The following is a 15421-nucleotide window of genomic DNA, read 5'->3' on the forward strand; positions in this document are numbered from 1 at the left end:
CCTGATCACGCACGGCTGAGCGTAGACGCGGTTGTGGCACTCTGCCGGCGGCCTTGGCGGATCGCTGCAAGACCTGTGTACACCACAGATCCCACAGGGTTGCCCCCAACGCTAGTGCCTGTGTGGCTAATTCGTTTACTCAACTTCGGCGCCAGGACTTGAGTACTCGAATTAACCGTACAGGCCACTAGTTGAACGCGATGTAGTAATAGCCCAGCGTGGGGTCACGGCCCATGGGGGGCACCCGTGACACGAACACCCCTTCGAGCCGGCCCAGTTCGGGCACGTCCAGCGCACACAGGCCATCGACGAACTCGGTGGTTTCCAGGCTGTTGAACGCCACGCTGAACGGCATGCGCTCGGTGTTCGGCATCTTGGCCCTGGGGGTTTGATCGAGGGTCTCGAACTGTATGGGCAGGCAACTGCCGTCGGGCAGGGTCAGGCGGCTGGTCTGGCCCAGCAAGGGTTGGAAATGGTGGCTATGAACCGCTTGCAGCATGTCGATACTCCAACGGACCGCAGGGCCATGGCCCGGCGGTAGGTCATCAATTGCGGGTCGGGAAGTAACCTTGGAGGGCGATGCTGAAGTTGATCGCCAGGAACGGGTTCATGATCTCCATCGGCAGGCCATTGCCCGTCGGGGCCACCGTTCCGCTGACCGTGGTGGTCACGCCTTTGAGCGGCACCGGTGTGGCGCCGACCTGGTCGGAATAGATATTCGCCGCACCCGGCCCGGTGCCCGAGGTGCCAATGAACGAATTAGTGGGCGTGGGCGCGTTCGCCGGGTTGCTGGCCGGGTTCGCCAGTTGCACGGTGGTGGCGGCGGTGATCGCCGTGAGGGCGTGGGTGTGGTTGGGCAGGTTGTTCAGTGTCGCCGTGACATTCTCGGTGCCGGCGATGGTGCCGATGACCCGTGGCGTCAGGCCCAGGCCATTGCCCTGGCCCATGGGCAGGCGGCCTTGCAGGTTGGGCAACTGGAAGGTGGTCTGGCCATTCCCCCCGTACGTCACGCCGATCAGGGCAAACAGTGTCTGGTACTGGGCCAGACTGAGCATCTGCCCGTTGCACAGGGCCCAGTCCCTGGGGGCGAAGTTAAAAGCGAAGGGTTGGATAGTCCCGATGAATACTTCCATAAATGCCTCATTCCTCAGGTGATTGGTCTGGCGTGCGTCCGGCAGGCTGGGGAAGGGAGCGATCAGCCCGACGCCTTCATTCCCTGGCCTGTCACGCACGGCTGAGCGTAGACGGGGATGTCTGATTTTGCCGGGGGAGGCACGAGGAAAATTCTCCTGGATCGGCTAAAACGATTCAGTGGCGCCCGTGCTTCTACCGCCCATCTTTTTTGTAGGATAAAGTTAATTTGATATCAAAGTACTACTAGGCGGCGTTTGTTTCCTAAGCTACGCTTCGGACACAAAAGGACTACACACGGTGAAGGGATTGTCGCAGTTTCACTTTATTTCCGGCCTGCCGCGCTCAGGCTCGACCCTGCTGTCGGCGATTCTGCTGCAGAACCCGCGCTTTCACGCCGGCATGACCAGCCCCGTCGGTTCGCTGTTCAGCAGTGTGCTGCAACAATGCAGCGCTGGCAGCGAGTTTGGTTCGGTGATCGACACGGACCTGCGCCGCCGTCTGTTGCGCGGGCTGTTCGACTCCTACTACGCCGACAAGGCCGACAAACCTGTCATCTTCGACACCAATCGCCAGTGGTGCGCGCGCCTGCCGGCCCTGCAAGACCTGTTTCCCCAAGCCAAGACCATCGCCTGCGTGCGCAACGTCGCCTGGGTGCTCGACAGCCTGGAGCGGCTGTATCGCGCCAATCCCTTCGAGAATACCAAGCTGTTCAACGACGATGACGAACGCAACACCGTCTACAGCCGGTGCGAAACCCTGGCCCAGCGCAACCGCCTGGTGGGGTTTGCCTGGACAGCGCTCAAGGAAGCCTATTACGGCGAGCACGCCGAGTCGCTGTTGATCGTCGATTACGACCTGCTGAGCCAGGCGCCCGAGCGGGTGATGCGGCTGGTCTACGAGTTCATCGGCGAGCCCTGGTTCGAGCACGACTTCAATCACTTGACCTACGACGCACCGGCCTTCGACCAGGCCTTGGGCGTTGCCGGCCTGCACAAGGTCAAGCCCCAGGTCGCGCCGCAAGTGCGGCGAACCCTGCTGCCGCCGGACCTGTTCGAAAGATTTTCCGAGTTGTCGTTCTGGCGCGATGGGTCTGCCAGCGCGGCCAATGTCATCCGTATGAAAACCGACGCCGCGCTCAGCTGATCGCGGTTTTTTTCATTTGCGTGTTCAAGCAGTTCGAGTCCAGGTGAACGTCATGTGGTGGAGCAAAGGTAAATCGCGGGTAATCGAGGGCACCCAGGCCCTGGCATCGCCAATGATCATGTCGCTGGAGCCGCGCATGCTGTTCGACGGCGCGGTGGCCGCGACCGTGGCCGAAGCCGCGCAGCCGGAGGCCCATCCCACGGCTGACGCCGCCAAGGCGCCGACGGCCGACCAGCCTGCCGATACCCACGCGCCCCAGGGCCAGGTGGATGCCACCGAGGCGGCCGTTCCGGGCAAGTCCGTGGTGTTCATCGATTCGCGGGTCAAGGACGCGGCCAGCCTGCTCGATGGCGTCGCGGCCGGTACCCAGGTGGTGCAGCTCGATGCGACCAAGGACGGCCTGCAACAGATTGCCGATTACCTGGACAGCCACCAGGGCGTGAGCTCGGTGCAAATCATCGCCCACGGCAACGCCGGCGATTTGTGGTTGGGCAACGCCTACCTGTCGGCGGACAACGTCCAAGCCCGCAGCGAAGTGCTGGCGCAGATCGGCCAGGACATGAACGTCGGTGGCGACATCCTGATCTACGGCTGCTACACCGCCGAGGGCGACCGGGGCCTGGCGCTGGTCGATTCGCTGGCGCAGTTGACCGGCCGCGACGTGGCGGCCTCCAATGACCGCACAGGCCTGGGCGGCGACTGGGACCTGGAAATCGCCACCGGCACTATCGAAAGCACCAACGTGCTGTCCGCCAGCGCGATGAGCCAATACCAGTGGGGCCTCGCCACCTGGACCGCCACCAATAACGCCAACACCGGCGTGGGTTCGTTGCGAGCGGCCCTGGCTTCGGCGCAGAACGGTGACATCGTGACCTTCAGCAGCGGCATGACCGTTGCGCTGACCCAGGTGCTGGTGGTCAACAAGAACGTGACCATCGACGGCGACCTCAATAACGACAACGTGGCCGATGTCACCCTCGATGGGCAGTTCCGCACCCAGGTCCTCAACGTGACGTCCGGTACGACGGCGACCCTCGATGGCCTGGTGATTACCCGCGGCATGGTGGCGGGCGACGGGGGCAATGGCGGCGTCGATGCGGCGGTCGCCAAGGCCGGCGGGATCTACAACGCCGGGACCCTGACCATGCGCAACGTCACGGTCACCGCGAACGCTGCGTCGGGCGGTGGCGGCGGTGGCGGCGTGACGCCGCAATATGCCGGTGGTGGCGGCGGTGGTGGCGGGGCGGTCGGCAGCGGAACGGGTGGTCGGGGCGGCGATACGATCAATGCCACAGGCTCCGTTGGGTCGACCGGACAAGGCGGCGCCGGCGGTGGCTTCTTCAATATGGGCGGGCGGGGCGGCAATTCCACCGGTGGCGCCGGTGGTGCGGCGTATCCGGGCTACAGCACCGGATCGGCCGGCGGCACGGCGGCCAGCGCAGGCCTGTCCATTGGCGGCGGCGGTGGCGGTGACGGCTACAACGCCGTGGGCGGTGCGGGTGGCGGCGCCGTCGGTGGTATCTACAACGACACCGGCGCGACTTTGCGCATCATCGGCAACTCGGTGATTTCCAACAACATCGGCGCCGGTGGCGGCGGTGGCGGCGGTGGCGCCGGCGGTGGCTACACCCACACCGGTGGTGCGGGCGGCGTCGGCGTTGGCGCCATCTGGAACAAAGGCTCGATCCTGATCACCGCCGCCAACTTCGCGGCGCTGTCGGGTAACGTCGGCGGCAGCGGTACCGGCGGTGGCAGTGCCGGCTCTGCGGGTACTTCGCCGGCCTCGGTGGCGAACGTCTATGGCGATGGCGGGACCATCAACACCAACTATGTGCCGGACGTCACGCCACCGACCGCGACTGTCGTGGTGGCCAACCCCAACCTGAACTCCGGTGGCACGTCGCTGGTGACCATCACCTTCTCCGAAGCCGTGACGGGCCTCACCGCGTCCGACCTGACGGTGCAGAACGGCACCGTAGGCACCTTGAGCAGCAGCGACGGCGGCATCACCTGGACCGGCACGTTGACGGCGGCCAGCAACATTGCCGACACCACCAACGTGATCACACTGGACAACACCGGCGTCGCCGACCTGGCCGGCAACGCCGGCGTGGGGACCACCACCTCGAACAACTACGTGGTCAACGACACCGTAGCGCCGACCGCGACCATCGTGGTGGCCGATACCACGCTCACCAGCGGCGAAACCTCGGCCGTGACCATCACCTTCAGCGAGGCGGTGACCGGCTTCACCGCTGCCGACCTGACGGTGGCGAACGGCACGATCACCGGCCTGAACAGCGCGGACGGCGGCATCACCTGGACCGCGACCCTGACGCCGACCGCCGATATCACCGATACCACTAACCTGGTGGTGCTGGACAAGACCGGTGTCGCCGACCTGTCCGGCAACGCCGGCGTGGGCACCACCAACTCCAACAACTACGCCATCGATACCCTGCGCCCGACCGCCACCATCGTGGTGGCCGATCCGTCGCTGAGCATCGGTGAAACGTCCCTGGTGACCATTACGTTCAATGAAGCGGTGACCAGTTTCACCACCGCCGACCTGACCGTCGCCAACGGCACGGTGACCGGGTTGAGCAGCAGCGACGGTGGCATCACCTGGACCGCGACCTTGACGCCGACCGCCAGCGTCAGTGACACCACCAACGTGATCACGCTCAACAGTGGCGCCGTTGTCGACCTGTCCGGCAACGCCAATCTGGGCACTGTCGACTCCAATAACTATGCGATCGACACGGCGCGTCCGACCGCCACCATCGTGGTGGCCGACCCTACACTGTCGGCCGGCGAAACTTCACTGGTGACCATTACCTTCAGCGAGGCCGTGAGCGGCTTTACCCTGGCCGACCTGACGGTCGCCAACGGCTCTCTGAGTGGCCTGAACAGCAGTGACGGCGGCATTACCTGGACCGCGACGCTCACACCGACCGCCAGCATCACCGACGCCACCAACCTGATCGTGCTGGCGAACACAGGCGTGTCCGACGCCGCCGGTAATGCCGGTAGCGGTACCACCAGTTCCAACAACTACGCCATCGACACCCAGCGCCCGACCGCCAGCATCGTCGTGGCCGATTCGGCGCTTAGCATTGGCGAAACGTCGTTGGTGACCATCACCTTCAACGAGGCGGTGACCGGCCTCACCACGGCCGACCTGACCGTGGCCAATGGCACCGTGTCCGCGCTGAGCAGCAGTGACGGCGGCATCACCTGGACCGGCACGCTGACCCCGACCGCCAGCATCAGTGACGCCAGCAACGTCATCACCCTGGACAACACCGGCGTGAGCGATGCCGCGGGCAACGCTGGCACCGGTACCACCAGCTCCAACAACTACGCCATCGACAACGTGCGGCCTACCGCGACGATCGTGGTCGCCGACAGCACCTTGAGCATCGGCGAGACGTCCCTGGTGACCATCACCTTCAGCGAAGCGGTGACGGGCTTCTCCCTGGCCGACCTGACGACGGCGAACGGTGTCTTGAGCGGCCTGAGCACCAGCGACAACATCACCTACATCGCGACCTTCACCCCAAGCGCGAGCATCAGTGACACCACTAACCTGATCACCCTGGATAACACCGGTGTCGTGGACGGGGCGGGCAACGCCGGCACCGGCACCACCGATTCGAACAACTACGCCGTCGATACCCTGCGCCCGACCGCCACGATTGTGGTGGCGGACAACGCGCTGAGCGTTGGCGAAACGTCCCTGGTGACCATCACCTTCTCCGAAGCGGTCACAGGTTTCGACAACTCGGACCTGATCGTGGCCAACGGCACGCTCAGCGCGGTCAGCAGCAGCGACGGCGGCTTCACCTGGACCGCCACCCTGACCCCGAACCTGGGCGTCAGCGACGCCAGCAACCTGATCACCCTGAACAACACCGGTATCAGCGATGCGGCGGGCAATACCGGCAGCGGCACCACCAACTCCAACAACTACCAGGTCGACACCAACGTGCCCACGGCGACCATCGTGGTGGCCGATACGTCGCTGAGCATTGGTGAAACGTCCCTGGTGACCATCACCTTCAACGACGCCGTGAATGGCTTCGACAACAGCGACCTGACCATCAGCAACGGCACCCTGAGCAGTGTGAGCAGCTCTGACGGTGGCGTGACCTGGACCGCGACGTTCACCCCGAGCGTCGGCATTTCCGACACCAGCAACCTGATCACCCTGGACAACACCGGCGTGCGCAATGGCGCGAACAACGCCGGGGTCGGCACCACCGATTCGAACAACTATGCCATCGACACCGTGCGCCCAACGGCGACCATCGTCGTGGCCGACACGGCCATTGCCGCTGGCCAGACCTCACAGGTAACCATCACCTTCAACGAGGCGGTGACCGCGTTCACCAGCGCCGACCTGACGGTTGCCAACGGTGTGATCTCCGGCCTGAGCAGCAGTGACGGCGGCATCACCTGGACCGCGACCTTCACCCCGACCGCGGGCGTCACGGACACCAGCAACGTCATTTCGCTCAACAGCGGCGCCATCGCTGACTTGGCCGGCAACGTCAACGTCGGCACCACCGACTCGAACAACTACGGCGTCGATACGCTGCGCCCGACCGCCACCATTGTGGTGGCGGACAACGCGCTGAGCGTTGGCGAAACGTCCCTGGTGACCATCACCTTCTCCGAAGCGGTCACAGGTTTCGACAACTCGGACCTGAGCGTGGCCAACGGTACCCTGAGCGCGGTCAGCAGCAGCGATGGCGGTATCACTTGGACCGCGGTGTTCACCCCGGCCCTAGGCATCCGGGACACGACCAACCTCATCGTGCTGGACAACACCAGCTTGAGCGATGGGGCGGGCAATGCCGGAACCGGCGCGACCAGCTCCAATAACTACACCATCGACACCCAGGTACCGACCGCCACCATCGTGGTGGCCGATCCGTCGCTGAGCATCGGTGAAACCAGCCAGGTGACCATCACCTTCAACGAAGCGGTGAGCGGTTTCGACAACAGCGACCTGACCATCAGCAATGGCACGCTGAGCAACGTGTCGTCTTCCGACGGTGGCGTTACCTGGACGGCTACGTTCACACCGAGCGCGAGTGTTTCCGATACCAGCAACCTGATCACCCTGGACAACACCGGTGTCGTCAACGTCTCGGGCAACGCTGGTGTAGGCACCACCGATTCCAACAACTACGCCATCGACACCGTGCGTCCGAGCGCCACCATCGTTGTCGCCGACACGACCCTCGCCGCGGGCGAGACGTCGCTGGTGACCATCACATTCAGCGAAGCCGTGAGCGGCTTTACCATTGCCGACCTGAGTGTGGCCAACGGTACGGTCAGCGGCCTGACCAGCAGCGATGGCGGCATCACCTGGACGGCGACCTTCACCCCGAGTGCCGGCATTTCCGATACCAGCAACCTGATCACCCTGGACAACACCGGCGTGGCCGACCTGGCGGGCAACGCGGGCAGCGGCACTACCGATTCCAACAACTACGCCGTCGACACCCAGTTGCCGACCGCCACGATCGTGCTCAGCGATACGACGCTCCGGCCGGGTGAAACCGCGCAGGTGACCATCACCTTCAGCGAGGCGGTGACCGGTTTCACCAACGCCGACCTGACGGTGGCCAACGGCACCTTGAGCGCCGTCAGCAGCAGCGACGGCGGCCTGACCTGGACCGCCACGTTCACCCCGACCCAGGGCGTGAGCGACGCCACCAACCTGATCACCCTGGACAACACCGGGGTGAGCGACGCGGCGGGCAACGCGGGCGCGGGCACCACCGATTCGGCCAACTACGCGGTCGAGACCCGCGTGCCCACCGCCACGATCGTGGTGGCCGACAACGCCCTCAGGGTCGGTGAGACCTCGCTGGTGACCATCACCTTCTCGGAAGCGGTCAGCGGCTTCGACAACAGCGACCTGAACGTGAGCAACGGCACCCTGAGCAACGTTTCGTCCAGCGATGGCGGCGTGACCTGGACCGCGACGTTCACGCCGGCGAGCAACATCACCGACACCAGCAACCTGATCAGCCTGGATACCGCCGGCGTGGTCAGCGTCTCGGGCAACAGTGGCGTCGGGGTGGTGAACTCCAACAACTACGCGATCGACACGGTGCGCCCAGGCGCCACCATTACCCTGGCCGATACCCGCCTGGGCATCGGCCAGACCACCACCGTGACCATCAGCTTCACTGAAGCGGTGACCGGTTTCGACCTGTCGGACCTCAGCGTCGCCAATGGCGTGCTGTCCAACCTTGCCAGCAGCGACGGCGGCTTGACCTGGACCGCGACGCTGACGCCTACCGCGGGCGTCAACGATGCCACCAACCTGATCCTGCTGGACGCCAGCACGGTGCAGGACATTGCCGGCAACGCCGGTGTGGGCGTCGCGATCTCCAGCAACTACGCCCTCGACGCGACCCGGCCGACCGCGACCATCGTCGTGGCCGACTCGAACCTGACCGTGGGCGAGACGACCCAGGTGACGTTCACCTTCAGCGAAGCGGTGACCAATTTCGACCTGTCGGACCTCAGCGTCACCAACGGTGAACTGACCAACCTGACCACCAGCGATGGCGGCAGGACCTGGACGGCGACGTTCACGCCGACGGTGAACCTCACCGACCCGAGCAACTTCATCGCCCTGGACACCAGCAACGTCAGTGACCAGTCCGGCAACGCCGGGGCCAGCGTGGCGGTGTCCAACAACTACGCGATCGACACCGTGGTGCCCAACGATGTGAAGCCGCCACCGGAGTTCCTGGTGTCGGACCCGGTCACCGTGGTGCCTCCGACCGAGGTGCCGTTGCAACCGGTGGTCTTCACCCCGCCCACCGGCAACCTGGGCTCGCCGCTGGGCTTCCCGCCGCTGTTCGAACAGCGGGACGTGGGCGGTGGGCTGGATCCGATAGGCGATATCTTCATCAATCGCGGTGAACTGGCGCCGAGCTACATCGCCCAGGTCTTCAGCAGCGACGCTGCCGGCGATGGCTCGGGCCATGGGTTCCTGGGCTTTGGCGGTGGCGATGGCGGGGTGTTCGGCAGCAGTACGCTGGCGACGCTGTTCAACCACGACTCCGTGTCTGACAGCGAGTCGATGAACGCCTTCGGCAGCTCATCGATGCAGGGTGGCGATGTGTCCCAGGGGCTGCGTGGAATGTTTGGCGCACCGACCTTGGGCCAGCAACTGCAACACCTCAAGGACACAGAACAACGTCAGGTGGATAGCCTGGCAATGGCTTTGCAACAGGTCGGCATCAGCCAGGTGCAGGCCTGATAAAACTAAAAAATTGGGGCAGCCAGGGGCAATCCAGGGAATGAATAGAAGTCAGAAGTTATTCGCAGTCAGTGCGCTGGCGTTGGTGGTCAGCGGATGTGCCGTCACCAGTGAGCCGATCGATCGAAGCGTCAGCGAACAGCGCGCCCGAACCGATCTGCAGAACATGTACAAGGACCAGGAGCCCCTCAGTGGCCCGCTGACCCTGCACCAGGCCATGGCCCGTGCGGTGAAGTACAACCTTGAAGGCCGCTTGAAGATCATGGAGGAGGCCCTGGCCAAGCGGCAGCTGGACCTCGCCAGTTTCGACATGCTGCCGCGCATGGCGCTGGATGCCGGTTATGTGGGCCGCAACAATGTCAGCGCCTCCAGTAGCCAGAGCGTCGAAACCGGCACCCAGTCCCTGGAACCGTCGACCTCCCAGGACCGCGACCGTGAGGTGGCGGACCTGACCATGGTCTGGAACGTGCTCGACTTCGGCGTGAGCTACATCAGCGCCAAGCAGGCCGGCGACCAGCGTCTGATCGTCCAGGAACGCCGGCGCAAGGTGATCAACACCATCGTCCAGGACGTGCGCTCGGCCTACTGGCGCGCCATGGCCGCCGAACGGCTGCTCAAACAGATCGACAGCCTGATGGCGCGGGTCGAGTCGGCGCGCGGCAACAGCCAGAGCATGAGCGAGCAACGCATCGGTGACCCGGTGCAGGCCCTGGGTTACCAGCGCTCGCTGATCCAGGCGACCCGCCAGCTCGAAGAGCAGCGCCGGGCGCTGTCGTTGGCCAAGACCGAACTGGCAACCTTGATCAACCTGCCCCTGGGCACCGAGCTGACCCTGGCGACCCAGGATGAGTACGAGATTCCGGAGCTCAAGGTCGACCTGTCCCGTCTCGAACAGGAAGCCCTGGCCAGCCGCCCGGAACTGCGCGAGCAGGACTACCAGACGCGCATCACCGCCGCTGAAACCCGCAAGGCCATGCTGCGCCTGTTGCCTGGGCTGGAGTTCTCCGCCGGCGGGCACTACGACAGCAACTCGTTCCTGGTGGAGCAGGGCTGGGCCGACTATGGCGTGAAGGTCACCTGGAACCTGTTCAACGTGATCTCCGCCCCGGCGGCCATCGACGTCGCCAAGGCGGGCGAGGAAGTGGCGTCGGCGCGGCGCCAGGCGATGTCGATCGCGGTGCTGGCACAGCTGTACGTCGCCAACGCCAACTATCGCGAGGCCCTGCGACAGTTCAAGACCAGCCAGCAGCTGTCGGACATCGACGGGCAGATCGTCGGCCAATTGCGCAGCCGTCACCAGGCCGCGGGCATTGGCGAGCTGGACCTGATCCAAGGCGAATTGAACACCTTGCAGGCTGATCTGCGCCGGGACCTGGCCTATGCCGACCTGCGCAACGCCTACGGCCAGATATTCGCCAGCGCCGGCCTCGACCCACTGCCCAACGAAGTGCAATCGACCGAGGTCCAGTCGATTGCCACGGCGTTGGCCAGCCGTGAAGCGGCGTGGGCCCAGGGCAATATCGCCGTACCGACGGCCGCGGTGCCCAAGTAACGGCGCGCGCCCAGGATGCGCCCGGCGTTTTCCCGGCTGCCGCTGACGGTTGACCTGCCATTGCTGTTGCAAGCCTTGGCAGGTGTTGCCGAGACGCGCTGGCAGGGCCATTTCAACAGCGCCTACTACAGCGGTGACTGGAGTGGCGTGGCGCTGATTACGCCGGCGGATGCCTTGACCGAATTGTCGCCGGGGCGCGGCCAGCCTGTGATCCGCGAGCCGTGGTCCAGGGATGAGCGATGGCAGGCGGCGCTGGGCGATTGGCCCCTTCAGATCGTATCGGCCCGGTTGTTGCGACTGGGGCCCGGTGGCTGCATCCACGAACATCGCGATTATGACCTGGGCGGGCCGGACGCCGACCTGCGCCTGCATGTGCCGTTGCTCAGCGCGCCGGGCGTGGACTTCTGGCTGGAGGGGCAAATCATTCCGATGGCGGCGGGCGAGTGCTGGTTTCTCGACCTGGCGCGTCCTCATCGGGTGGTCAATCGCAGTGCTTGGCCGCGGGTTCACCTGGTGCTCGATTGTCGCCCCGGCCCCTGGCTGGAGCAGCAGATTGCCGATGGGCTGCCCACCACGCCCGTGCCGGGCAACGGGCCAAGCGACCTGGCCCGGTTCCAGCAATGCGTGGCGGGCGACCCGAACCTCGCCCAGGCCCTGCAAGGCGTGCAGGACGTCGAGGCGTTCATCGAATGCGCCCTCGCCCTGGGTGCCCGGCAAGGGTTGCACTTTTCCCGGGAAGAATTGCGCACGGCCATGCGCCACGGTCGACGGCAGTGGAGCGATCAATGGAAGGCCTGAACCTGCAAGGCTGGCTGCCGATTCGCGTGTGGCAAGAGGCCGGGCAGTGGTGGGTCGACTGGTGCTGGTTCGGCGACAAGCCCTTGTCGCAACCTTTCTTTGGCGATGCCGTGGAAGACGCCTTGCGCCTGCCCTTCAACCAGGCGTTCCGGCGCCAGACTCCCTTGCACGCACTCGCCCAGTGGCAGCACCAGAGCCCGGGCCTCGCCCCCAGTGCGTTCATCTTCCATGCCTCGCGCTGCGGCTCGACGCTGATCAGCCAGATGCTGGCGCAGTTGGACGATCACATCGTCATCTCCGAACCGCCACCGCTGGATCGGTTGCTGCGCAGTGACCTGCCTGCCGCCGAACGTTGCGCGGCGCTCAAGGGCTTGCTGTCGGCCTACGGGCAGCCCCGTCGCGGTGTGGAGCGACGATTGGTGATCAAGCTCGACGCCTGGAACATTGGTGAGCTGTCGCGGCTGCGGGAGTGTTTTCCCGACACGCCCTGGCTGTTCGTGTACCGCGATCCGCTGGAAATCGCCGTGTCTCACCTGCGCCGCCCCGGCATGCACATGGTGCCGGGGATGATCGGCCCGAGCGTGCTGGACGACGGCGTGCCGTACACCGGCCCGGAAGATTTCATTGCGCGCAGGGTCGGGAAATTGCTGCAGGTTGGGCTTGAGCAGTGCCAGGCATTGGCCGCAGTGGCCGTGAACTACACCGAGCTGCCCGAGGCCATGGCGGGCAGGCTGGCGGATTTTTTCCAGCTTGATGAGGCGCAGCGCAGGCAAGCGTTCGCCACCGTGGGGCGACACGCCAAGCAGCCGGCGCAGGGGTTTACCGGGGATAGCGAAGAGAAGCGCCGGGAAGCGTCGGCGCTGTTGCGCGAGCTGGTCATGCGCTGGGCGCAGGGGCCCTATGAAGCGTTGAAGTCACTGCCCCCGTAGCGGGGAATCAAACCCGCTTTTGTGGCGAGGGGATTTATCCCCGTTGGGCTGCGAAGCAGCCCTAAAGCAGCGAACTCAATCTTCCTGGCACACCGAGCTGGCCGATTCGGGGCCGCTTCGCAGCCCAGCGGGGATAAATCCCCTCGCCACAGGGGGATGCTTGCTCTGTGGGTCAAGGCTTGTTCGGTGACAACTCAGCCATGCCCTTGAGCAACTCGATCGGCAGGGGGAAGACGATGGTGGAGGATTTGTCCCCGGCGATCGACCCCAGCGTCTGCATGTAGCGCAGTTGCATGGCGCCCGGTTGGCGCCCGAGCATTTCAGCGGCCTGCATGAGTTTTTCCGAGGCTTGCAGCTCACCTTCGGCATGGATCACCTTGGCCCGGCGTTCCCGTTCGGCCTCGGCCTGGCGGGCGATGGCGCGGATCATCGACTCGTTGAGGTCCACGTGCTTGATCTCGACGTTCGCCACCTTGATGCCCCAGGCGTCGGTCTGGGCATCGAGCACTTGCTGGATGTCGCTGTTCAACTGCTCGCGCTCGGCCAGCAACTGGTCCAGGTCGTGTTTGCCGAGGACCGCGCGCAACGTGGTCTGGGCCAGTTGGCTGGTGGCCATGAGGAAATTCTCGACCTGGATGATTGCCTTCTGTGGGTCGAGCACGCGGAAGTACAGCACCGCGTTGACCTTCACCGACACGTTGTCCCGGGTGATCACATCCTGGGGCGGCACATCGAGCACAATCGTGCGCAGGTCGACGCGGATCATCTGCTGCACCACTGGAATCAGCAGGATCAGCCCCGGCCCCTTGACCTGCCAGAACCGGCCCAGTTGGAACACCACTGCGCGTTCGTATTCGCGCAGGATCCGGAAGGTCGAGGCCGCCAGTGCGATGACCAGCAACAGCAGCAGCGTAAAACCGATCTGCATACCCATCTCATGCTCCTTGTGAATCAGCCGGGGCCACTTCCAGCAGCAGGCCTTTGCGGGCCATGACCCGCACCGCCTGCCCGGTTCGCAGCGGCGTGACGCAGTTCACCTGCCAGCGTTCGCCTTCCAGCTGGACCCAGCCATGATGGTGGTTGCCGGCCTGCAACGCGGTCACCGTCGTGACGTTGCCCAGCAGCGCAGCATCGCCGGTGACCGCTTGGCGTGGTCGGGTTTTCAGCGCCCGGATCACCAGCGCCACCAAGAGCAGGGCGCTGATCACGCCCAGGCCCATCATCAAGGGCACCGGGACCTCGGCGTTGGTCAGGATCACCGCGCCGATCACGCACAAGACAATCCCGCCCAGTCCTGCAATGCCGTAGTTGGGCAGCGCCGCCTCGGCGGCCAGCAAGGCCACGCCCACTGCGATCAGCCAGAAGCCCAGTGGATCGATCCCCGACGGCACCAGGCCATCGGCACCGAACGCGGGCCCGCTGATCGCCAGCAGCGCAACCGTCAACCAGTGAATGTTCACGGGATCCTCCGCAACGTGTCGTTGTCGGGATGTTTACTCAAAGTCTAGTCGAGTCGGGGCTGATTGAATTTTGATCAGTCTGGCGGTCGGCGAGGGGCTAGACTGCGAAGAAACACCCCGCCATCCCCATGATGTTCAGGAGGCCCGTATGCACACCCCAATTCACCCTCTTTCCTCATTATTCAAGCAACTGGGCTTGCCCGATGACGCTCAGGGTATTGATCAATTTATAACCAGCCATTCACCCCTCAAGCCTGAGCTGCACCTGGCCGATGCGTTTTTCTGGAGCGAGGGTCAGCGGCAGATGCTGCGCGACGAGCTCCTCGAGGATGCGGACTGGGCGGAAGTGATAGACCAGTTGGATGTGTTGTTGCGCAAGGGGCGCAGCGAGTGATGCAGAAAACCTGTAGAAAATAACAATTATTCTTTATGGTTATTAATAAATAGCTTCTTATTCCTTAAATAATATAACTCTCCTCCCTATACTCGTCCGGGAACAGACACGCAGGAGAGCATCCCCATGCGCAACGAATCGATTCGCTACCTGATTGTGCCGGGCTGGCAAGGATCGCCGGAAAACCATTGGCAAACCCACTGGCAGAACAGCCTGCCCAACAGCGCCAGGGTCGAGCAGGCCGATTGGTTGACGCCTCGGCGCGAGGACTGGGTCGCGGCGCTGGCCGAGGCCATCGCCAGCGACAGCACGCCGGTCATCCTGATTGCCCACAGCCTGGGCTGCATCACGGTCGCCCATTGGGCCGCCACCGCGCCAGCGCAGTACCTGCGGCAAGTGCGCGGGGCGTTGCTGGTGGCCCCGGCGGATGTCGAGCGGCCGGCCTGCACCCCGGCGTTGCGCAATTTCGCGCCGATCCCCATGGACCTGCTGCCGTTTCCCAGCCAGGTGGTGGGCTCTGACAACGACCCTGCCGTGAGTGCCTCGCGGGCCCTGGAACTGGCGCGCCACTGGGGCGCCGAAGCCGGGATCCTGGGCGGGGCCGGGCACATCAATGTGAAGTCCGGCCACCAGCGCTGGGAGCAGGGTTTCGCCTATCTCTATCGCCTGCAGAACCGCATGGAGCATCACGCCCTGCGTCGCGCCTGACGCTGCGTTGTA

11 protein-coding genes are annotated in these 15421 nt (G+C 64.6%); 7 read left to right on the forward strand and 4 right to left on the reverse strand.

Annotation, left to right across the window (positions count from 1 at the left end):
• Positions 1 to 187: 187 nt before the first annotated feature.
• Together V3H56_RS00970 and V3H56_RS00975 are read right to left on the reverse strand one after the other, a co-directional pair.
• Positions 188 to 499: a hypothetical protein gene (locus tag V3H56_RS00970; RefSeq protein ID WP_123578498.1), complete on the reverse strand. Its 312-nt coding sequence runs from the start codon at positions 497 to 499 to the stop codon at positions 188 to 190.
• A 46-nt stretch (positions 500 to 545) separates the two neighbouring features.
• Positions 546 to 1133, reverse strand: coding sequence for a tail fiber protein (locus V3H56_RS00975; protein WP_042732397.1), 588 nt, complete (start codon positions 1131 to 1133; stop codon positions 546 to 548).
• A gap of 298 nt (positions 1134 to 1431) precedes the next feature.
• Here V3H56_RS00975 and V3H56_RS00980 point away from each other — a divergent pair, with 298 nt between their 5' ends.
• Genes V3H56_RS00980 through V3H56_RS01000 form a run of 5 tightly spaced genes read left to right on the forward strand, consistent with a single transcriptional unit; the run spans position 1432 to position 12847 of the window.
• Positions 1432 to 2277: a sulfotransferase gene (locus tag V3H56_RS00980; RefSeq protein ID WP_042732396.1), complete on the forward strand. Its 846-nt coding sequence runs from the start codon at positions 1432 to 1434 to the stop codon at positions 2275 to 2277.
• A gap of 52 nt (positions 2278 to 2329) precedes the next feature.
• Positions 2330 to 9568 (forward strand): Ig-like domain-containing protein, encoded by a 7239-nt coding sequence (locus V3H56_RS00985; RefSeq protein WP_338474107.1) that lies wholly within the window; start codon positions 2330 to 2332, stop codon positions 9566 to 9568.
• Between the two features lie 40 nt (positions 9569 to 9608).
• Complete coding sequence (locus tag V3H56_RS00990) at positions 9609 to 11120, forward strand: TolC family protein (RefSeq protein ID WP_042731897.1); 1512 nt, start codon at positions 9609 to 9611, stop codon at positions 11118 to 11120.
• Between the two features lie 15 nt (positions 11121 to 11135).
• Positions 11136 to 11918, forward strand: a complete 783-nt coding sequence (locus tag V3H56_RS00995) for an aspartyl/asparaginyl beta-hydroxylase domain-containing protein (protein ID WP_042731898.1) — start codon at positions 11136 to 11138, stop codon at positions 11916 to 11918.
• A complete protein-coding gene (locus tag V3H56_RS01000; protein ID WP_338474108.1) occupies positions 11906 to 12847 on the forward strand; it encodes a sulfotransferase family protein in 942 nt (313 codons plus the stop codon). Before V3H56_RS00995 ends, V3H56_RS01000 begins: the two co-directional genes overlap by 13 nt.
• 172 nt (positions 12848 to 13019) lie before the next feature.
• Here V3H56_RS01000 and V3H56_RS01005 read toward each other — a convergent pair whose 3' ends face one another.
• A complete protein-coding gene (locus V3H56_RS01005) occupies positions 13020 to 13781 on the reverse strand; it encodes a slipin family protein (RefSeq protein ID WP_042730291.1) in 762 nt (253 codons plus the stop codon).
• A gap of 1 nt (position 13782) precedes the next feature.
• A complete protein-coding gene (locus V3H56_RS01010) occupies positions 13783 to 14307 on the reverse strand; it encodes an NfeD family protein (protein WP_042730290.1) in 525 nt (174 codons plus the stop codon).
• Between the two features lie 148 nt (positions 14308 to 14455).
• Between V3H56_RS01010 and V3H56_RS01015 the strand changes: the two genes are divergently transcribed.
• Together V3H56_RS01015 and V3H56_RS01020 are read left to right on the forward strand one after the other, a co-directional pair.
• Positions 14456 to 14701, forward strand: coding sequence for a DUF2789 domain-containing protein (locus V3H56_RS01015; protein WP_042730289.1), 246 nt, complete (start codon positions 14456 to 14458; stop codon positions 14699 to 14701).
• Between the two features lie 126 nt (positions 14702 to 14827).
• Positions 14828 to 15409, forward strand: coding sequence for an alpha/beta hydrolase (locus V3H56_RS01020; RefSeq protein WP_042730288.1), 582 nt, complete (start codon positions 14828 to 14830; stop codon positions 15407 to 15409).
• Positions 15410 to 15421: the final 12 nt, after the last annotated feature.

This window comes from Pseudomonas sp. MS646, from assembly GCF_036693845.1.
In the GTDB taxonomy this organism is placed as follows: domain Bacteria; phylum Pseudomonadota; class Gammaproteobacteria; order Pseudomonadales; family Pseudomonadaceae; genus Aquipseudomonas; species Aquipseudomonas chlororaphis_E.